Origin of the sequence: Sediminibacterium sp. (assembly GCF_051861365.1) — a bacterium.
In the GTDB taxonomy this organism is placed as follows: Bacteria; Bacteroidota; Bacteroidia; order Chitinophagales; family Chitinophagaceae; genus Sediminibacterium.
Window position 1 is genome coordinate 35,653 of record NZ_JBHYCW010000023.1, and the last position, 20,475, is coordinate 56,127.

The 20,475-nt window shown below is 41.1% G+C and carries 19 protein-coding genes; 9 read left to right on the plus strand and 10 right to left on the minus strand.

Annotated elements, in window-relative coordinates; genetic code table 11:
- Positions 1–28 precede the first annotated feature (28 nt).
- Entirely contained in the window at positions 29–1,885 is a 1,857-nt protein-coding gene (ftsZ, locus tag ACTIEV_RS11195; protein ID WP_178889023.1) for a cell division protein FtsZ, read from the plus strand.
- A gap of 174 nt (positions 1,886–2,059) precedes the next feature.
- On the plus strand, positions 2,060–2,983 hold the full coding sequence (locus ACTIEV_RS11200) for a TIGR01777 family oxidoreductase (protein ID WP_322196362.1): 924 nt from the start codon (positions 2,060–2,062) through the stop codon (positions 2,981–2,983).
- Positions 2,984–3,053: 70 nt separating this feature from the next.
- Here ACTIEV_RS11200 and ACTIEV_RS11205 read toward each other — a convergent pair whose 3' ends face one another.
- Positions 3,054–3,878: an ABC transporter permease gene (locus tag ACTIEV_RS11205; RefSeq protein WP_439516483.1), complete on the minus strand. Its 825-nt coding sequence runs from the start codon at positions 3,876–3,878 to the stop codon at positions 3,054–3,056.
- A 22-nt stretch (positions 3,879–3,900) separates the two neighbouring features.
- Positions 3,901–4,797 carry an ATP-binding cassette domain-containing protein gene (locus ACTIEV_RS11210; protein WP_250686175.1) on the minus strand — a complete coding sequence of 299 codons (897 nt, stop codon included), beginning with the start codon at positions 4,795–4,797 and terminating at the stop codon, positions 3,901–3,903.
- 208 nt (positions 4,798–5,005) lie between these two features.
- On the opposite strand from ACTIEV_RS11210, the gene ACTIEV_RS11215 reads away from it, so the two are divergent.
- Positions 5,006–5,461 (plus strand): hypothetical protein, encoded by a 456-nt coding sequence (locus ACTIEV_RS11215; protein WP_439516484.1) that lies wholly within the window; start codon positions 5,006–5,008, stop codon positions 5,459–5,461.
- A gap of 52 nt (positions 5,462–5,513) precedes the next feature.
- On the opposite strand, the gene ACTIEV_RS11220 is transcribed toward ACTIEV_RS11215, so the two are convergent.
- A complete protein-coding gene (locus ACTIEV_RS11220; RefSeq protein WP_439516485.1) occupies positions 5,514–7,889 on the minus strand; it encodes a 3-hydroxyacyl-CoA dehydrogenase/enoyl-CoA hydratase family protein in 2,376 nt (791 codons plus the stop codon).
- Between the two features lie 474 nt (positions 7,890–8,363).
- Here ACTIEV_RS11220 and gatC point away from each other — a divergent pair, with 474 nt between their 5' ends.
- The 3 genes from gatC (at position 8,364) to ACTIEV_RS11235 (ending at position 10,213) form a co-directional block, all read left to right on the plus strand.
- Positions 8,364–8,807, plus strand: a complete 444-nt coding sequence (gene gatC, locus ACTIEV_RS11225; RefSeq protein ID WP_439516486.1) for an Asp-tRNA(Asn)/Glu-tRNA(Gln) amidotransferase subunit GatC — start codon at positions 8,364–8,366, stop codon at positions 8,805–8,807.
- A 29-nt stretch (positions 8,808–8,836) separates the two neighbouring features.
- On the plus strand, positions 8,837–9,547 hold the full coding sequence (locus ACTIEV_RS11230) for an ABC transporter ATP-binding protein (RefSeq protein ID WP_439516487.1): 711 nt from the start codon (positions 8,837–8,839) through the stop codon (positions 9,545–9,547).
- Positions 9,548–9,652: 105 nt separating this feature from the next.
- Positions 9,653–10,213: a cob(I)yrinic acid a,c-diamide adenosyltransferase gene (locus ACTIEV_RS11235; RefSeq protein WP_178889016.1), complete on the plus strand. Its 561-nt coding sequence runs from the start codon at positions 9,653–9,655 to the stop codon at positions 10,211–10,213.
- Positions 10,214–10,277: 64 nt separating this feature from the next.
- On the opposite strand, the gene ACTIEV_RS11240 is transcribed toward ACTIEV_RS11235, so the two are convergent.
- Positions 10,278–10,931: an ABC transporter ATP-binding protein gene (locus ACTIEV_RS11240; protein ID WP_322196370.1), complete on the minus strand. Its 654-nt coding sequence runs from the start codon at positions 10,929–10,931 to the stop codon at positions 10,278–10,280.
- A 143-nt stretch (positions 10,932–11,074) separates the two neighbouring features.
- On the opposite strand from ACTIEV_RS11240, the gene ACTIEV_RS11245 reads away from it, so the two are divergent.
- The gene (locus tag ACTIEV_RS11245; RefSeq protein ID WP_026767946.1) at positions 11,075–11,296 is read left to right on the plus strand and encodes a DUF2795 domain-containing protein; all 222 of its coding nucleotides are present in this window, start codon (positions 11,075–11,077) and stop codon (positions 11,294–11,296) included.
- A 111-nt stretch (positions 11,297–11,407) separates the two neighbouring features.
- Here the strand turns inward: ACTIEV_RS11245 and ACTIEV_RS11250 are convergent, their stop codons facing one another.
- The 6 genes from ACTIEV_RS11250 to ACTIEV_RS11275 all read right to left on the minus strand — a co-directional run bounded on the left by ACTIEV_RS11250 (position 11,408) and on the right by ACTIEV_RS11275 (position 17,855).
- Positions 11,408–11,674: a SemiSWEET family sugar transporter gene (locus ACTIEV_RS11250; protein WP_322196371.1), complete on the minus strand. Its 267-nt coding sequence runs from the start codon at positions 11,672–11,674 to the stop codon at positions 11,408–11,410.
- 80 nt (positions 11,675–11,754) lie between these two features.
- Positions 11,755–12,570: an enoyl-ACP reductase FabI gene (locus ACTIEV_RS11255; protein WP_178889013.1), complete on the minus strand. Its 816-nt coding sequence runs from the start codon at positions 12,568–12,570 to the stop codon at positions 11,755–11,757.
- A gap of 56 nt (positions 12,571–12,626) precedes the next feature.
- Positions 12,627–14,303 carry a DNA repair protein RecN gene (gene recN, locus ACTIEV_RS11260; RefSeq protein ID WP_322196372.1) on the minus strand — a complete coding sequence of 559 codons (1,677 nt, stop codon included), beginning with the start codon at positions 14,301–14,303 and terminating at the stop codon, positions 12,627–12,629.
- A gap of 116 nt (positions 14,304–14,419) precedes the next feature.
- Positions 14,420–15,907 (minus strand): bacterial transcriptional activator domain-containing protein, encoded by a 1,488-nt coding sequence (locus ACTIEV_RS11265; protein WP_322196373.1) that lies wholly within the window; start codon positions 15,905–15,907, stop codon positions 14,420–14,422.
- Positions 15,908–15,968: 61 nt separating this feature from the next.
- The gene (locus tag ACTIEV_RS11270) at positions 15,969–16,724 is read right to left on the minus strand and encodes a zinc ribbon domain-containing protein (protein WP_322196374.1); all 756 of its coding nucleotides are present in this window, start codon (positions 16,722–16,724) and stop codon (positions 15,969–15,971) included.
- Between the two features lie 27 nt (positions 16,725–16,751).
- Positions 16,752–17,855: a Nif3-like dinuclear metal center hexameric protein gene (locus tag ACTIEV_RS11275; protein WP_322196375.1), complete on the minus strand. Its 1,104-nt coding sequence runs from the start codon at positions 17,853–17,855 to the stop codon at positions 16,752–16,754.
- 48 nt (positions 17,856–17,903) lie between these two features.
- Here ACTIEV_RS11275 and ACTIEV_RS11280 point away from each other — a divergent pair, with 48 nt between their 5' ends.
- Positions 17,904–18,767, plus strand: a complete 864-nt coding sequence (locus tag ACTIEV_RS11280) for an aminotransferase class IV (protein WP_439516488.1) — start codon at positions 17,904–17,906, stop codon at positions 18,765–18,767.
- Positions 18,768–19,044: 277 nt separating this feature from the next.
- Positions 19,045–20,355, plus strand: a complete 1,311-nt coding sequence (locus tag ACTIEV_RS11285) for a cryptochrome/photolyase family protein (RefSeq protein ID WP_439516489.1) — start codon at positions 19,045–19,047, stop codon at positions 20,353–20,355.
- The last annotated feature ends 120 nt before the right edge of the window (positions 20,356–20,475 follow it).

Here is a 20,475-nt window from a genome sequence, read left to right on the forward strand (position 1 = left end):
ATCTACTAACCCAACAAAAACGTTCTCTATGATTCACTTTGATCTTCCCAAACAGAAATCCTCCATCATCAAGGTACTTGGTGTGGGTGGAGGCGGGAGCAACGCCGTTAACTTCATGTTTGATCAGAATATCGAAGGTGTTGATTTTATTATTTGTAATACGGATGCCAAGGCAATCGAGCAAAGTAAGATCCCCAATAAGATACAATTAGGCCCACATCTCACACAGGGATTGGGTGCAGGTGCCAACCCTGAAGTTGGAAAAAAAGCAACAGAAGAATCTCTGGATGAGATCAGACGTATTCTGGAAGTGAATACCAAAATGGCATTCATTACTGTGGGTATGGGTGGTGGAACCGGAACCGGTGGTGCACCCATCATCGCTCAGATCTGTAAAGAACTGGGTATTCTGACTGTTGGTATTGTTACCACTCCGTTTGGATTTGAAGGTCCACGCAGACAAATACAAGCAGATGAAGGTATTCGTCAGTTAAAGCCTTATGTTGATACTTTACTTGTGATCAGTAATGACAAACTGCGTATCCAGTATGGTAATCTGAAAATGAAAGAAGCATTTTCAAAAGCAGATAATGTATTGGCTACTGCTGCGAAATGTATTACGGATGTGATCAACAGCCGTGGACATATCATTGTAGACTTTGCAGATGTTTGTACCGTAATGAAGAATGGTGGTGTAGCGATCTTAGGTAAGGCTGAAGTAGAAGGTGAGAATCGTGCACAGATGGCTATTGAAGAAGCATTGTCTTCTCCTTTATTGAATGATAATGATATTAGAGGTGCTAAGTGGATATTGATCAATATCAATAGTGCTGAAGGTGATCATGAGTGTACTATGGATGAGCTGGAGACCATCAACAACTATCTGCGTATGCAAGCAGGTGAAGATACCGATGTGATTGTAGGTATGGGTTATGACAATACACTCGATAAAAAAATTGGTATCACATTGATCGCAACAGGATTTGAGCACAAAGATCCTTTTGCAAAACCTGTAGAACCTAAAAAAGCAGAACCTAAGCAGGAAAAAATTGTGATGACACTGGATCTCGAAGCTCCTAAGCAGGAAGAAAAAGTAGAAGCACCACAACCTGTTCAGCAAACACTTCCACTAGAAGATAAAGATCCATTTGCTCCAAGAATGGAAGAAGTAGCAGAAGTAGCGCCGATGTTGAATTTGTTTTCAGCACCTGCTATTGTTGAACAAGAACTACCTGCGGCGGAAGAACCGGTAGAAAATTTCACTTTACAGTTTGAGCTGAGTCCTGAAATCACTGCAGAAGTGGTGGTTCCTGAGCCTCCTGCTGAAGAAGTGCATATTAATAAGACCATTGTACAGGATGAGTTGTTGCAATTCAAAGTGAATGAGCAACCTCAGCAACCTGTGGGTAATACCATGTTCAGTAAGCCGATGAATATTTATGCTGAACCGGAAATGCCTGCTCAACCCGCACCACAACCTGTTCAGGAAGTAAAACCTGTGATTGCTGAGATCAAGGAAACGCCTGCACAAGAAGAAGAGCCTTCTATGCAATTGATTGAGAAAGAAGAAACACCTGCTCCTAAGGCAGTGATATCTCCTTCTTCCTTTATTGATGATTCAGTGTTAGATGATGCAGAAGAGCAAAAAAGAAGAGCTGCAGAACGCATCCAACGTTTAAGGAATCTCTCTTTTAATACCAATGGCGGAGATGCCAATGAGTTTGATAATGTTCCTGCTTATGTAAGAAGAAACATGGAATTGTTTGGAAATACACTTACTTCTGTAGAAGATTTCTATAGTAAGTATACAGTAGGAAAGGATGAGAACAATCAAACGCAGATCTCTACCATTAATACATTCCTTGATGGAAAGAAACCCGATTAAGATCGATTGCTTATCATAGATGTTTTAGCCTGGTGATTTTAGTTGTTGACCCCGACGTTGCAGTCGGGGTTCTTTTTTCAACAATATTCAACGGATATTTGTATTAGTTATGCAGGTAGTATTTCTGAATAGCTTCTTAGAAAAAATCAATAAAGGGATTGTTTATTTACGATTATGGCAACAATACTCATCACAGGTGGAACGGGAATGGTTGGACAACAGCTAACAAGAGTACTCTTGTCAAAAGGGTATGATGTTATTTGGCTGAGTCGTGCATCCGGTAAAAAAGAGATCGATGGTAAAGTCATTCGAATTGCTTCATGGAATTTACAGGAACAAACCATTGATGAAACCGCTATTCAGCAAGCAGATCATATCATTCATTTGGCGGGTGCAGGTGTTGCAGATAAAAGATGGACTGCCAAACGAAAGCAAGAAATATTGGATAGCAGGACCCAAAGCAGTGCTTTATTAGTGAAAGCATTACAAACAATTCCTAATAAAGTACAATCTGTTATCAGCGCTTCAGCTATCGGTTGGTATGGACCAGATGAAGACAATACCTTGGGGTCTTCATTCACTGAGGACATGCCTGCTTATCCTGATTATTTGGGAAGCACTTGTAAAGCCTGGGAAGAAAGTATTACTCCGGTTACAGAGCTTGGTAAACGATTGGTGAAATTGCGTATTGGTATTGTATTAAGCACAACCGGTGGTGCACTTGCAGAATTTAAAAAACCACTGAAAGGCGGTATGGCTGCGATACTTGGTAGCGGAAAACAAATGATCAGTTGGATCCATGTACATGATCTTTGCCGCATGTTTTTGTATGCCATCGAAAACCAATCGATGCAGGGAACTTTCAATGCAGTAGCTCCACATCCGGTTTCCAATAAAGAATTGACACTCACATTGGCGAAACAAAAAAACGGATCATTCTATATTCCTTTTTATGTACCCGCATTTCTTCTCAAAATGATACTCGGTGAAATGAGTATAGAAGTACTAAAGAGTGCAACCGTAAGCAGCCGCAAAATAGAAGAACAAGGCTTTAGGTTCGAATACGCTACTATTCAACAAGCTTTAAGAGATCTGTGATTCGTTGATCTTTGATTTCTTGATTTGCCTTTATTAAATCAAAAAATCAAAGATCAAAAAATCAAAGATTTTAAAGGTCTCTTTTCTTATGAACCCTATAACAGATAAACCAGATGGCGGCCGTTAAGATAATGGTCATGATGACGTGTTCCGGAACGGCTGCTACGGCTTTTTCATAACCGGCTTTGGCATCTTTACCGAAGTTGCCAATAAAAGCAGGAGGTGGGACGATACGATCTGATATTTCGAAAGGGAAAAATCTTCCCAGATCATTACCTACTTTATACTTGAACCAGGATACACCTATATTTTCAATGATCAGATACTGAAAGAAATAAATACCCAAAGCGATGAAGGCTTTTTTAATCAAGTATCCCAATAAAAAAGCGAGTGTCAATTGAGCAAAGGTTTGTAAGTAGAATAAGGGAATGTATTCCAACTGCTCTGCCCATCTGTAGAATGTTTTACTATCGGTATAGAATCCATAACCTGCTGCTACAATAGCATAAACAATCGTGATGATGGTGCTGATGATCAGTACATCACATAATTTACTAGTGATAAAATTCTCCCTGCTCCAACCATCGATGATGTTTTGTCTGTGCGTTCTGTAGTTGTACTCATTCGTGATCAACATGATCACTAAGATTGCGGGCAGTACAATAAAAAATGAGGAGAAGAATGCTACCGAATGCCAGGTTTCTGGGAAGGCATAGGGATTGCCCAACAGCATTTTGGCAATGGCTCCCATTTCTTTTCCCGTTGAAATTTCTTCATAAACATTCAGGAACATTAAATTGATACTCGGATAGGTGAGTGCTACAATCACCAGCATCCACCAAAAGGCTGGATACTTTTTGATCTTTAACCATTCTATTTTTATAAGCGATAACATGATTTCTTGTTTTAAGGATGAATTAGTCGTTGGTGAGTTCGAAGAATTTTGTTTCCAGACTTTTCTTCTTCAGGAGTAATTGGTTCAAAGTGATACCCTGATTGAAACAATAGCGATTGATATCTTCCATATTGGCAGTACCAATCGGGAAGAATAACTGAATGGCTTTTCCTTCTTCTTTTAAGTGAGTATGTCCGGGAATACTTGCCAGCACTTCTTTGAGCTTCACCGTATCTTGAGCGGATACTTCTACGATATCTTCATTCGCCAACACTTCATCTACAGGTCCGGCCGTCAATAAGTTGCCTTTTTTTAGGATGGCCACATGCGTACATACTTTTTCAACTTCATCCAATAAATGACTCGCCATGATAATGGTTTTACCATCACGTGCCAGTTGTTTGATCAATTCACGGATTTCTGCAATACCCACAGGATCCAATCCATTGGTAGGTTCATCAAATACCAATACATCCGGATTACCCAATAAAGCTGCACCTATGGCCAGTCTTTGCTTCATACCCAGACTATAGGTTTTGAATTTGCTCTTTTTTCTCGCAGATAGTTTTACAATCTCCAATACCCGGTCTATATCTGCAGCATCACCTCTGCCACTGATGGCGTGTGTGATATTTAAGTTATCTACTGCAGAGAGATAATGGTAGAAATTCGGCGTTTCTAACAGAGAGCCAATCAGTTTTCTGGTGGCAGCTGAGCCGGGTTTTCCAAACCAGTTGTAGGTACCGGATCTGGCTTGTAAGATATCCAGAATAATACTGAGTAGGGTGGTTTTACCACTACCGTTTGGACCTAAAATTCCGAAAACACATCCTTGCGGAACATCGAAGGATACACTATTCAGGGCTTGAATGGAGCCATAATTTTTAGAGACTCCCTGAATGGAGAGAATGGGTTGCATAAGCGGTTGTTAACGATGAAAAATGATAAACCAAGGGTTGAAGCATATCGAAGATAACTAGAATGTTGACTTTTTACTAGAATTGGGATGATCTGTTTTTTACATGTATCAACGGTCAGTGTCCGGTTTAAAGGCACTACATCTGGGATTTTAATGTGCTGAGATTCGAAATAATAATAAATTACAGCAACAAATTACATAGACCTGCATGCACCCGCACAACGGCAATGTTTTGGTACGATCCGATATCTGTTACCTGATAGAAGAAACGACTATCAAGTATCAATCAACCATTGAAGATAAAAAGATCATTCTTTCATTATCTTGTCCACTCCATACCCATTGGATTGTTACATCTGAAATCGTATTGCGTGAGGTCATTGAAATTCTTTTAAAAAATATGTTGGAGCTGAGTGATGATGAGGGAGTAATTGAAATATCCATTACTCCCGGAGATCTGTTTCTGACACTAGATTTTTTAAATCGCTCAAAATCAACAGAAGCTGGCAAGCTGCATGCTTTTTTTACAGATTCGGCAAATATGTATCATACTTTTTTGTACAAGGCATTGGAACTGACCATGCAAGAATTGGGGGGCGAGATTATTTATGGTACTTCAGAAGAAGCCGGTACTTTTTTCCGTTTGAAAATAAAAGAGAGTTAGTGCCTATACTAACTCTCTTTTATTCATTATGCGATATGTATTTATATCAGTATTAATTCCTCACCGGTCTACCACTTTTCAATACACTTTGAATACGCTCTAATGTTTTTCTTTCGCCACAAAGACTCAAGAATGCTTCTCTTTCCAGATCCAATAAATATTGTTCAGTAACGTTGGTAGGTTCACTGAGATCACCACCGCACATTACGTACGCTAATTTCTTGGCCACTACCACATCATGATCCGTGGCATAACCACCACGCCACATACCATTAATACCTGCATACAAAGCACCCAAGGCTGAACGACCTAATACTTTGATATCATTGCGTTGAATAGGAGTGGTATAACCGCTGTCATACAATTCAATTACTGATTTTTTGGCTTCAGCAATGCGTCTGCCTGTATTCATCACAATTTCATCCGCTCCTTTTCTTAGGATACCCATTTCCAATGCTTCCTGTGCTGAAGTGGCTACTTTCGCAGTGGCGATGGATAAGAATCTGTTTTTTAATGTAATAGTTTCCGGCTCATCTTCATGCATTTCATCGGCGGCGCGCAGCACAAATTCTTTGGTACCACCACCACCGGGAATCAATCCGACACCCAGCTCCACCAATCCGATATAGGTTTCTGCAGCAGCGCAGATTTTGTCTGCATGCAAATTCATTTCACATCCGCCACCCAATGTCAATCCATGTGGTGCGATGGCTACAGGAACAGAAGAATAGCGAACACGCATCATCGTATTTTGGAACATGCGTATGGCCATATCCAGTTCATCATATTCCTGTTCAATCGCCAACATGAAGATCATTCCCACATTGGCACCGGCACTAAAATTCGGACCCTCATTGCCAATCACCAGACCTTTGAATTTTTCTTCCGCGATAGCAATGGATTTATTCAATCCTTCTAACACTTCACCACCAATACTATTCATTTTGGTACTCCATTCCAGTCCCGCAACACCTTCTCCCAGATCATATAATCGACAAGCACTGTTTTTCCAAACGGTTTTGTCTTTATGATGACTCATCACCAGGAAGGATTCTCCACCCGGAATAGCTTTATAGGATTTTGAAGTTTGATCGTAGAACATTCTACGACCGTTCTCTACTTTATAAAAACTAGTGGCGCCGGTAGCCAGCATTTCATCGATCCATGGTGCAACTGCCTGTCCGGCAGATTTCATAGCAGTTACTGTTTCTTTTACACCCACTGTATCCCAGGATTCAAAAGCACCGATTTCCCAGCCAAAACCTGCCATCATCGCATCATCTACACGATAGATCTCATCACTGATCTCTGGAATACGAAATGAGATATATGAAAACAGTGAAAAATGGAAAGCGCGATAAAATTCACCCGCCTTGTCTCCGGCAGCAGACAACATTTTAATTCTTTGCTTCAGGTCTTCCACCGGCTTGGCTGCTTCTATACTTTGGAACTTAGGTTTATTACGCGGACCATATTCCATGGTCTTCAGGTTCAAGGTTTGAATTTCTTTTCCTTCTGCTGATTTGATTTTTTTGAAGAAACCTTGTCCGGTTTTATCCCCCAACCAATTATTGGTTACCAATGTTTCCAGCCAAGCAGGAATATTGAAAATAGCGTTGGCCTCGTCTGTCGGACAATTATCTGCCACCCCTTTTGCCACTTTTACCAATGTATCGATACCAACTACATCAGCTGTTCTGAAAGTAGCTGATTTAGGTCTGCCGATGATGGGTCCGGTGAGTACATCAATCTCATCAATACCCAGACCTAACTTGTCCATGATATGAAAGATGCTCATGATGCTGAATACGCCAATTCTGTTTGCTATAAATGCGGGAGTGTCTTTACAGAGAACCGTTGTTTTTCCGAGATACAGATCACCATAATGCATTAAGAAGTCAACGATCTCCGGATCGGTATATGGTGTTGGAATGATTTCGAGTAAACGGAGGTAGCGGGGCGGATTAAAAAAGTGTGAGCCACAGAAATGTTTTTTGAAGTCTTCACTTCTACCTTCCGCCATCATATGAATGGGGATACCCGATGTGTTGGACGTAACCAAAGTGCCGGGTTTTCTGAATTGTTCAACGCGTGTATAAATCTGTTGTTTGATATCCAAACGCTCAACCACCACTTCAATGATCCAGTCGCAGTTAGCAATATCTTTCATATTGTCATCAAAGTTGCCGGTGGTAATTCTTTTCGTAACAGATTTGCTGTATACCGGAGATGGATTGCTTTTGATAGCAGCTTGTAACGCATCATTCACCAGTTTATTTCGCTCTGCGGGTTTGCTGCTTTCTTCTGCGCCTTTGGCTACCATGTCTAATAACAATACCTGAACACCCATACCTGCAAAGTGACAGGCAATACGAGAACCCATTACACCACTACCCAATACTGCAACTTTTTTGATAGAACGTTTCATGCGTTTACATTTATTGATTTTGATCACCTGAAATACACCCATTATAACCAGGTTTTTTTAAACCCATGGAATGTTGGATTTCATGTGCAACAGCTTTACCGTAAAATTAGTTAGTTATGCAACTATTTGTATCGAAGGTAAGGGAATTTATTTTTTAAAAGATAGGTAAGTAAAGGGCAAAAAAAATCCAACTTCATTACCCTGAACGAATGAAGTTGGACGATGGCTCTTCAGTAGGATGATGTTGGAAACAGTTACTCTTCCGAAGGAGCCGCACCTTTGTATGCCATATAGAGGCATCCCAGGTAAACGATTAACAGGACGTACACTAACATAATCGGGGGGATTTTGTTTGTTTACAATTTATGATGAAAAAAGATAAAATGAACTTGTTTTAACAGTGCTTTTATACACTTTGTGTGGATAGTGACAAAGAAATGACTGATTCAGAGAGTCTTATGCCAATGTTAATCTTTGCAAATATTATTCGGTTGTATCATTGTGGCCTTTATCCATATTTGTAAACAGTGGAATGCAGGTTTTGTTTCAAAATCTGGTTGCTTTTTTTCAATTGCCACTCAACAAGAAAGCATTGGATTTGGATGGCTTTCAGTTATTTTTGTTTACATGGAAGTAACAGCCGCACTTACAGATCATTTGGCTCATTTATCAAGACTTCATTTTAGTGAGGAGGAAAAAGCAGAGATTCAAAAGGATCTTGAAAAAATGGTCGCTTTTGTAGAAACACTCTCTCAAGTTGATACGGTAGGAATTGAGCCTTTGATGCATATCGGGCAGTCTACCAATGTTTTGAGAGCAGATGAAATACAAGGTTCCATCAGTCAAGAGCAGGCATTACGGAACGCTTCCGGTACCGGCACTTCTTTTTTTCAAGTTCCCAAAGTGATTCGTAAATAGGTTATCAGAGATTTACTTAAATTGTCATCATGTCAAATCAGGCGATCATCCGATTAGAAAATATCCAGAAAAGTTATTTCATGGGTAGTCAAGCCATTCCTGTATTAAAAGGAATCACACTGGATATTCGTAAGAATGAATATGTAGCGCTGATGGGTCCATCCGGAAGTGGTAAAAGTACTTTGATGAATATCCTCGGTTGTTTGGATTCACCTACCGGAGGTAAATATATTCTGAATGATAAAGACGTCAGTAAAATGGCGGATGATGATTTAGCAGAGGTGCGTAATTCCGAAATCGGATTCGTATTCCAACAATTTAATCTTTTACCCCGTTTATCAGCTGCCGAAAATGTAGCCTTACCACTGATCTATGCCGGTGTAGGAAAGAAAGAGCGGATGGAAAGAGCATTGGAAGCATTGAATAAAGTGGGTTTGGCGGAGAGAAGTCATCATAAATCCAATGAGCTGAGTGGCGGACAAATTCAAAGGGTTGCGATTGCCCGTGCACTGGTGAATAATCCTTCCATTCTATTGGCGGATGAGCCCACCGGAAACCTGGATTCCAAAACTTCTGTGGAAGTGATGGAACTATTTGCGAAAATCCATCAATCGGGTAATACCGTGGTATTGGTAACGCATGAAGAAGATATTGCTGCATATGCCCATCGGGTGGTGCGTTTACGTGATGGATTGGTAGAAACCGATAAAGTAAGGAGTGTTGCCATGGCGCATCTTTAAGATAGTCACGACAGGTGTACATTTTGTGGAGAGCTTACCAAGGCTCTCTTTTTGTAACTGAACCATTCAAATCTAATTTTGTTTTCAAACACACAACTTATCGCAATGGCCCTTAAGATATATACGAAAACAGGTGATCTGGGTAAAACATCCCTCATAGGAGGAACCAAAGTACCCAAAAGCCATATCAGAATTGAAACCTACGGAACAGTGGATGAGCTCAATTCTCATATTGGATTGGTTGGTGATTATTTTGATGAACCTCATACCCGTTCTGTACTGAAAGAAATCCAAGACCGTTTATTTACCATCGGTTCTTCACTGGCATGTGATCCTGAAAAAGAACCCTTGATGAAAATTCCTGATCTCAAGGAATCTGATATCACGGTGCTGGAAAAAGAGATCGATAAAATGAACGATGCTTTACCGCCCATGAAGTTTTTTATTCTTCCCGGCGGGCATATAGCCGTTTCATCTACCCATATTGCACGATGTGTGTGCAGAAGAGCAGAACGTTGTTGTGTGAATATGCAGGAGCATGAATTATTTGTAGATCCCTTAGTCATCAAATACCTCAACCGCCTAAGCGATTATCTCTTCGTCCTTAGCCGCTTCATTGGGCAACAATTGGGGGTGGCGGAGATAGCGTGGAAACCGCGAGTGTAGGGGAGAAGTGAAACGTGAAAGGTGAAAAGTGAAAGGTCTTCAGATTTTCACCTTTGACTTTTTACTAACTTACAATCACCCCATCCTTCATATGCAAAGTCCGATCACTCAACGCCGCCAATTCTTCATTGTGTGTGACGATGAGGAAGGTTTGGTTGAAACGGTCTCTGAGTGTTCCGAATAGTTGGTGTAATTCTTTGGCATTGGCGCTGTCTAGATTGCCGGTGGGTTCATCTGCGAAAATGATATCGGGTTGATTGATCAATGCTCTTGCAACCGCTACTCTTTGTTGTTCTCCACCGGATAATTGATTGGGTTTATGTTCTGCACGATCAGCCAGTCCTAAAAGCGATAACAATTCCATTGCTCTGGTTGCTACTTGCTTTTTGGGGGTTCCCGCGATCCAGCCCGGGATACTGATATTTTCCAGTGCTGAAAATTCAGGTAATAAGTGATGAAACTGGAAGACAAATCCAATATGTTGGTTTCGAAAAGCAGCCAGTTTCTCACCTCGCAGCTCATCAACAGACTGATTATTTAACCAAATAGAGCCGGAATCGGGTCTGTCGAGTGTGCCTAGAATATGCAGTAATGTACTTTTTCCGGCACCGGAGGAACCTACAATACTCACCATTTCGCCCTTGTTGACCTCAATATCTACGCCTTTCAAAACTTCTAGCTGACCGTATTTTCGGGTGATGTTGACTGCTTTTAGCATGAATTCTGCGCTGTTTTGCTTACAAACCTACGAACAGGGCTTCATATCAGCCTATTTTTAAACATTTCTTTACACACTGTGGACTGTCATATTTGGTGGTTTCATATATACGGTTACATTTGCAAAAAATTAAAAGGTAAGTTATGTTCTGGACATTAGAATTGGCAAGTTACCTGGAAGAAGCCCCTTGGCCTGCTACCAAAGATGAACTGATTGATTATTCTATCCGTAGTGGTGCACCTATTGAAGTGGTTGAGAATCTCCAGGAATTGGAAGATGAGGGAGAAGTGTACGAGAGCATAGAAGACATCTGGCCTGATTACCCTAGTCAGGAAGACTTCATGTTCAATGAAGATGAATACTGATATTTCGCTCTCTGTGATACAAAAAGCCGCCTTGTGTAGAGGCGGCTTTTTTTTGTCCATAGTCCATAGTCGATAGTCCATAGATATAAACTATGAACCATGGACCATGGACTATGGTCTATCTTTCTTGAAAGTAAGCTTGAAATAAAGCAGTAACAAAGTCAAAGCTAGTACAACACAATTAGCTACGATCACCGGACCGCTTTCAATGGCGAATCCGTATACCAACCAAACAATGGTACTGGTAACTACGATCAGGATCATCCAAATACTCAAGTCACCTACGCTTTTCGATTGCCAGGATTTGTATACCTGTGGTATAAAAGTGATAGAGGTTAGGAAGGAGCCGAGATAACCTACGATTTCGATCCAGTTCATAAAATAGTATTTGAGAATTTCTGATGTTGGATGTCTGATTTGTTCTATATCAGACATCCGACATCAGAAATCAGACATAATTATTCCACACCCAATTTCGTCATCACTTCCATACTTACTCCTGTGGTAGAGTAACCACCATCGTGGAAGAGATTTTGCATGGTGACCATGCGGGTGAGGTCTGAGAATAGGGTGATGCAATAGTTGGCACAATCTTCTGCACTGGCATTGCCCAATGGTGCAACGGCATTCGCGAAATCGAAGAAGTCGCCAAAGCCTTTGATACCGGTACCCGCCGTAGTTTTGGTAGGAGACTGTGATACGGTATTGATACGTATTTTTTTCTCCAGTCCATAATGATAGCCAAAGCTACGTGCGATGGATTCTAGCATGGCTTTGATATCAGCCATATCGGTATAGAAAGGGAAGGTTCTTTGGGCAGCCATATAGGTCAATGCAACCACACTTCCCCATTCATTGATAGCGTCTAATTTTCTGGCAACAGATAACATTTTGTGCAGCGACATAGCCGATACATCAATCCCCTTCATGAAATAATCATAGTTTGATTCTGTATAAGGGATTTTTTTACGGATGTTGACACTCATACCAATCGAGTGCAATACAAAATCGATTTTACCACCCAGTACTTCCTGTGATTGTGTAAACAGCGTAGTGAGTTCTTCCACACTGGTAGCATCTGCCGGAATGATCTGTGAATTGGTTTTTTCAGCCAGTTTATTGATTTCACCCATACGCATGGCAATGGGTGCGTTTGTTAGTACGAATGTGGCGCCTTCTTCGTGTGCTTTCTCAGCTACTTTCCAGGCGATAGAATTTTCATCAAGAGCACCGGTAATGATACCGCGTTTTCCTTTGAGCAGGTTATAAGCCATAATCTTTGTTTTAGTCAATGTTTGAGGGGTAAATGTATAGAATATCAGCTAAATCTCTAATTCATGACCATTTCTCTGGCATTTTCCAGTGCAGCAGCCGTTGGTTTTTCTCCACTCAACATTCTGGCAATGGCAGTAATGCGTTCATCTTGATTCAGCATTCTGATATTTGTTTTGACAGCATCGTTCACGATCTCTTTGTACACAAAGAAATGCGCATCTGCCTTGCCCGCAATTTGTGGCTGATGCGTGATGCAGATGATTTGTCTGCCCGATGCCATTTCCTTCATGATCAATCCAACCTGTTTGGCAGCTTCGCCGGAAATACCGGTATCGATCTCATCAAAGATCATGGTAGGCAGGTTGATGGACTTCGCAACAAGAGATTTGATACACAACATCAATCTACTCAGTTCCCCACCACTGGCTACTTTTCGAATCGGCTCAAAACGGTTGCTTTGATTGGTTTGTCCGGCAGGCACATTGGCATCAAAGAGAAACTCAATATTGTCTTTTCCGTAGGGTTGTAATGCGATGGGCGTTACCGCCACTTTTATTTGTGCATTGGGCATCCCCACTTGTCGCAACAACTGATTCACATTCTTTTCCAGTGGTGGGATTTGTTGGGTTCTTGCTGCCGATAATTTTGTGGCAATGGCATCTGCTTTGTCGTGTAATAGCTCCGTCTCTTTTTCCAGCTGCTGAATGGTTTCGTCGATATTTAGAACAGCTTGTAATTTTTCTGCAAGTGAAGCTTGTAATTGAAGCAGATCAGTGGTTGTTTGCAAACCATGTTTCTTGAGCAATTTATAACCATCCGCCAATCTTTGATTGATCCATTCAATTCGTTGCTGATCAAATACAACAGAATCATTGATATGATCGGTTTCTGATGCAATATCCTGTAGTTCTACTTGTGCGCTTTGTAATCTTTCAATCAAGACTTGTAGGTCTTTATGCATGCTTGCAAATGGCTGCAACTGCTGAATCATTTGCTTCAGAAGGGTAACCACCGGTTGATCACTTTCACGTAAATCAAAATAGACTTTCGTGAGTGCAGCTTTAATGCCTTCGGAACTGTTGAGCACTTTCAGTTCCTGATCCAGTTCTTCGAGTTCATTTTCTTTGAGTGACAGTTCATTCAGTTCATCAAAAAGAAATTGATGGTAATCTGCTTCTTTGTTAAAAGCAGATTTCTGTTCTTTCAATTCCTCTAATTTTTTGACACTCGACTGCCAATTGCGGAAGATGTGTTGGTATTCCTGTAACATTGATTGATTGGCTGCCAATGCATCCAACACTTCACGTTGAAAATCGCTATCTCCTAACTCCAGTGTATCAAATTGCTGATGCAGGTCAACCAATAAAGAAGCGAGTTGTCTAAGTTGCTGCAAGGAAGCAGGTGTATCATTAATAAAGGCCCTGGATTTTCCATTACTACCGATCTCTCTTCTCAATACCAATTCACTCTCAATATCCAATTCATTGGATTCCAGAAACTGAATGACTTCAGGTTTATCATCCACCGAAAAAACGCCTTCAATAAAACATTTTTTATTCGTGTTCACCAGCACTGAACTATCTGCACGCTCACCCAATATCAAACTCAAAGCCCCCATCAAAATACTTTTACCCGCACCTGTTTCCCCTGTAATAATATTCAACTGCCGAGAAAAATCAATTTCGATCTCCTCAATAATCGCATAGTTCTGTATCGTGAGTTTGTTCAACATAAAATCTAATTTAGGATGTCAGATCGCAGATCTCAGATTTGATAAACGTCATCATTCAACCCAGCACCTAGCACCTAGTACCCGATCACCCAACCTTCTGCAATTTATACAATCCCTCATTCCCCTTTACATCTCATTATCCCCGATTTCGCGCGTTGGTCCAGTGAGTTTTTGTATTCATGATCGCCCATGTCCAAACAACGTTGATAATACTGAATGGCAAGGGCTTTTTGTCCGCGGGCTTCGTATATCTGTCCAATTTGAACCGCCGCTCGTGCAGCATAATATTCTTTTCTGAATTCGCCTAGTCTGATAGCAGCTAAATAAGCGTTGATGGCTTCCTCTTCTCTGCCCAGGTCATCAAAAATTCTGGCAGCACGGTATACATATTCTAGTCGGTCTTCTTCTTTGGGAAAATCATTTTCCGTTTTTCCATGTAACTGTGCCAATGCTTCTTTATGATAGCCACCATCACTTAAGAACCTGGCTTTTAAGAGTAATAAGTTAGGCCAATAATTGGCTTTTGCATCTCTCAAAGCTTTTTTATCGGCATCTGAATCCGTAGCACCTTTGGTCAATACCATTTGTCGAGCTTTTTCTGCAGCGGCCGTATTGCCCATCATGTAATGACAGAGTCTTATTTTATCATACACATCTTTCACATAAAAATTGCCTTTGAATTTTTGTAGGAAACGTTCAAAATAAGGAATGGCTTCTTCGGGTTTTAGCTGATACATTTTCACAAAACCCATTTCAAAATCCCAGATCGGTATATCCAAATACTCATTAGATAGATTTCTATTCTGAACGATCTGCTGGGTATATTGGGCTTGTTTGTTATTGAGGGTGAGATTGGCAGCCATCCATCCATGTAAATGATTGTTGACCAGATCCAATTTCTTTTGTTGAATAAAAGTAATCGCTTCATCTTTTTTGTTATCCATATAGAACAATAGATACGGATAGATGAATTGTGCTTCATGAGCATAGATTTTTGCGTATACATCATTACTGTTCACAAAAGCTTGTACCGTTTTCAAACCATCCGTAACAGAGCCACGCATACCCAAAATATTGGTCAACCATTTGTATCCTTTGGGAACAGTGCCAATCATGGTTTGAATAGTGCCATAATACAAATCATCAGCTGTAAAAGAGGGGAATGATTTTTTATTGTCTTTTAAAAGCATCCATGCTCTGCGAATATCCCATCCGGCTTCCCAGGTTTTACCAAACTTAATGGCAGATGCCGCTTTATGGAGTCGTAAAGTACTAAGTGCAAATCGATAGAATGGGGAAGAGTTGGGTCCTTGTTCCAGTATGCTGATGCGTTCTGAAAATCGAGGATACAAGATTTTGTATTCCGCCGGATTTTCATTCAAGAATAAAGTCAGGAAGTCGATATAACTCTCCAACATGACCGGTATCAGGTTATTGGGATTTTGTTGTTTGGCTTTTTCAATCCATGATTCGCCCTTCACCAATTTCAATTTGGTGATTTCCTGATAGGCTTGTTGACAGGTAGCATTGAAATCATACACTTTCTGCGCATGTACAGAAGTTATGAAGAGCAAAGAGAGGAGAAAAGATAGACGGATTTTCATGCAGCCCGAAAATAAGAAAGGACAGCCAAATAGCTGTCCTTTCCAAGTATTTAAAGTGATCTTACTTTACATCTACGCTGTCGTTCAAATCAGCATCTACCAGAATACGACCACAGTTTTCACAAACGATGATCTTCTTGTGTAAACGGATCTCACTCTGACGCTGAGGAGGAATAGAGTTGAAGCAACCACCACAAGCATCACGCTCTACCGGCACAACAGACAAACCATTGCGGTAGCTCTTACGGATACGATCGTAGCTGTACAATAAACGCTCGTCGATATGACTGCGTGCTTCAGCACTTTGTTTATTGAAATGAGTTTCTTCTTTCTCAGTATCAGCGATGATCTTTTCCAGTTCGCCTTTTTTATGGTTCAATACACCATCTTTCACAGCGATCTGCTTTTTAGCCGCTTCCAAAGCTTTTACTTTATCAGCCAGCTCTTCATTCGCATCACGGATATGCTTTTCACACAATTTGATCTCCAGCTGTTGCATTTCGATCTCTTTGTTGATGGCTTCAAATTCACGGTTGTTCTTTACATTCTCGCTCTGCTTCTCATATTTAGCGATCAATGCTTCACTTTCTTTCATCGCAGCTTTCTTGCTTTCAATGAATTCAGTGATACCATTCAGTTCTTCTTCAATACGAGTTTGACGGCTCTGTAAACCCTGGATCTCATCTTCAAGGTCACTCACTTCCATGGGAAGTTCACCCTTCAAGATCTGGATCTCATCCAGTTTGCTATCGATCTTCTGCAATTTCAGCAGATTCACCAGTTTTTCTTCAACCGAAAAGTCTTTAACGGAAGCCATATTGTATGTGTGATTTATTGTTGATTGTTATTCCCCCGTGAAGTAGTTCACCGGATTGGTTTTTACTTCAGATTTGAGGACGGCAAAGGTAGGGAATTTAGCCTGTAAAACATCAATCAGTAGGTCGGTAGTGAACTGCTCACTTTCCCAATGACCGATATCGGCAATCACCATACGGTCATTGGCATCAAAGAATTCATGGTACTTGAAATCAGCTGAAACATAGATATCGGCTCCTTTGGACAGTGCTTTCCCCGTTAAAAAGCTCCCGGCCCCCCCACAAATCGCCACTTTTTGGATGTTTTTGCCCAAAAATGGCGTGTGTTTCACCATCGAAAGCCCAAAACTGGTCATCAACATCCGTAAAAACCGGGTTTCTTCCATGGGTTCGGGTAATGTTCCGATCAAACCACTTCCAATATTCTGATAATCATTGCCTAAGCTCACTAGATCATAAGCTACTTCCTCATAGGGGTGGGCTTGGAACAAGGCAGATAGGATTTCTTGCTGTTTCCAAACCGGGAAAACAACTTCTACCCGAATTTCCTTCTCTGAATGCGTAGTACCGATCTCTCCCACAAAAGGATCAGTGCCCTCACCGGCCTGAAAAGTTCCGGTACCCTCTACATTAAAACTACAATGGCTGTATTTACCAATCTCTCCGGCTCCGGCGGTAAAAAGAGCGATTCTTAAGGCCTCTGCATGCTCCACCGGTACAAATGTGTGGAGCTTCATCAATTGTCCGGGTTTGGGTGATAATATCTTTCGGTTGATCAATCCCAGTTTATCGGCGATTTTATTGTTGACACCCCATGAAACATTATCGAGATTGGTATGAATGGCATAAATGGCGATATCGTTTTTGATGGCGCTGATCACTGCTTTCTCCACATAATTTTTGCCGTTCAATTTTTTCAATCCACTGAAAACGATCGGGTGATGTGCTACCACCAGATTACAGCCTTTTTGTTTTGCTTCTAGAATCACTGCTTCCGTAGCATCTAAAGTGCAGAGTACTCCAGTACATTCCCAAGAGGCAGATCCGGTGATCAGACCGGCATTATCATAACTCTCTTGTAGTGATGGTGGGGCCAATTGCTCCAGCACCTGTATCATGGCATTGATCTTCATATTTGTTGATTCGAATCAGCAAGTTACCTTCATTCTATAATTGATGGTATGCGTGAAGGCGATTTTCTTTTTTATGATGGACAAATACTCCGTTCAGACAAACTGCTGATCTCTCCCAATAACCGGTCTTATCGTTATGGTGATGGTTGTTTTGAGACCATCAAAGTATTGAATGGAAAGATCATGTTGGCAGACTACCATTTTGAACGATTGTTCAGCTCTTTAGAAACACTGCGCTTTAAAAAGCCGGGTTATCAAAGTGCCGGTTGGTTAGAAAAACAAATCCTATCCGTTGTAGAAAAAAACGGACATACCAAAAGAGCACGTGTAAGGGTGACAGTGACGCGAGGTGATGGCGGTATTTATGATGAACAAAATCATTATCCCTATTTTTTGATCCAAAGCTGGCCTTTACAACCAGCCACACAGGAACTGAATGAAAATGGATTGGTGATTGATATCTATAAAGACGCCAGAAAAACAGCCGATCTTTTTTCATCCATCAAAAGCAATAATTATCTGCCTTATTTGATGGGTGCACTCTGGGCAAAAGAACATCACTTAAATGATGCGATACTGCTGAATCCCGATAATCGAGTAGCAGATGCCACCATCGCCAATGTATTCATTGTGAAAGATGGAAGTATCAAAACCCCTGCACTAACAGAAGGTCCCGTAAACGGTGTGATGCGCAGACATCTATTACACTTGCTTCGAAAAGAAAATATACCGGTAGAAGAAGGCACAATCACCGTAGATGAATTACTCGAAGCCTCCGAACTATTCCTCACCAACGCCATCCACGGCATCAAATGGGTGAAGCAATTAGGCAACAGTCATTACACCAACACAACAGCGATTCGTCTATATAAAATGATGAAATCAGATTTGAAATCAAATAATGAATTTTAGGGTGTAGCACAAATGAGGGTATAGTGTATTTCACCCCTAACCAGTCCCTGTGGACGGGCCTCATTGGGTTCGATGTCGAGCGTAGCGAAGACAGATCAGAACCTGCGAAGCGGATCTGATCAGAAGCCAATGTAGCCCGGTAACAGGGACGAGGCCCAGCGGCCAAGAGCGAAAAATAAAAAATTAAGTGTTTATCTATTTAATAGTAAGTCTTACAGTAAAAGTTTACCAATAGGTAAACTTTTAAAATCCCCAACTGTTACAAAACAAAAATTTCATGAAACCTCGCATACAGGTCATGTGGTTCCGCAGGGACCTTCGCTTAACAGACAATGCAGCATTGTACCATGCATTGAGAACAGGTGTTCCCGTACTTCCCATATTCATTTTTGATCGCAATATTCTCGATCAACTCGAAGACAAAACAGATCGTCGTGTGGAATTCATTCATGCTGCGCTTACGGAAATGCAAGTGCAATTGGCATCTATGGGAAGTAGTTTAGCAGTGTATTATGGTTTCCCGATGGATGTATACAAACAGTTGACCGAGGTATATGATATCGAAACTGTTTTTACCAACGACGATTATGAGCCTTATGCCAAAGAAAGAGATGATGCTATTGCTGCTTTCTTACAATCCAAAGGAGTCGGTTTTCAAACTTTTAAAGATCAAGTGATCTTTGAAAAATCTGAAGTGGTGAAAGATGATGGAAAACCTTATACTGTTTTTTCACCGTATGGAAGAAAATGGAGAGCGACATTGAAACCTTTTCATGTAAAGTCTTATCCGGTAGAAAAATACAACGCTCATTTTTATCAGCAGTCGGTGAAAGAAATTCCTTCATTGGCTTCCATGGGTTTCAAAGCAGTGGATCTGCCTTTTCCAAGCAAGCAATTACAAGAAAGCATCATCAAACAATACAGTGCCAACAGAGATTTTCCTGCAATGGAGAATGGTACTTCCAAAATGGGTGTGCATCTGCGTTTTGGAACGGTGAGTATTCGTCAACTAGCAGCGCGTGCATTGTCGTTGAATGATACCTATGTGAATGAGTTGATCTGGAGAGATTTTTATCATGCTATCCTCTGGCATTTCCCGCATGTAGGAAAAGGCGAGTCGTTCAAGAAAGAATATGATCGCATTGAATGGAGAAACAATGAAACGGAATTTGAACATTGGTGTAAGGGTACCACCGGATACCCCATCGTAGATGCCGGTATGCGTGAACTCAACACCACCGGTTACATGCACAATCGTGTTCGCATGATCGTGGCATCATTTCTCACCAAACATTTGCTGATCGACTGGCGTTGGGGAGAAGCCTATTTCGCGCAAAAACTTTTAGACTTTGATCTAGCAGCCAATAACGGCGGATGGCAATGGGCCAGCAGCAGTGGTTGTGATGCCGCTCCTTATTTCAGGGTATTCAATCCCGCACTGCAAACAGAAAAATTTGATAAGGATCTCAAATACATCCGCAAATGGGTCCCCGAGCTCAATGAATTCAGCTACCCTAAACCGATTGTTCCGCATGATGTTGCGAGGAAGAGGGTGTTGGAAGTGTATGCGAAGGCTTTGAAGACATAGCTGCTAGCTACTAGCTGCTAGCTTCTAGAGGCTAGCAGCTGGTAGCCATTGCTGTCCGGTAAAAAATCAAATTATTTTCTAGTCTCCTGTAATTGCTGTATTTGAGGTGGCAATAACACT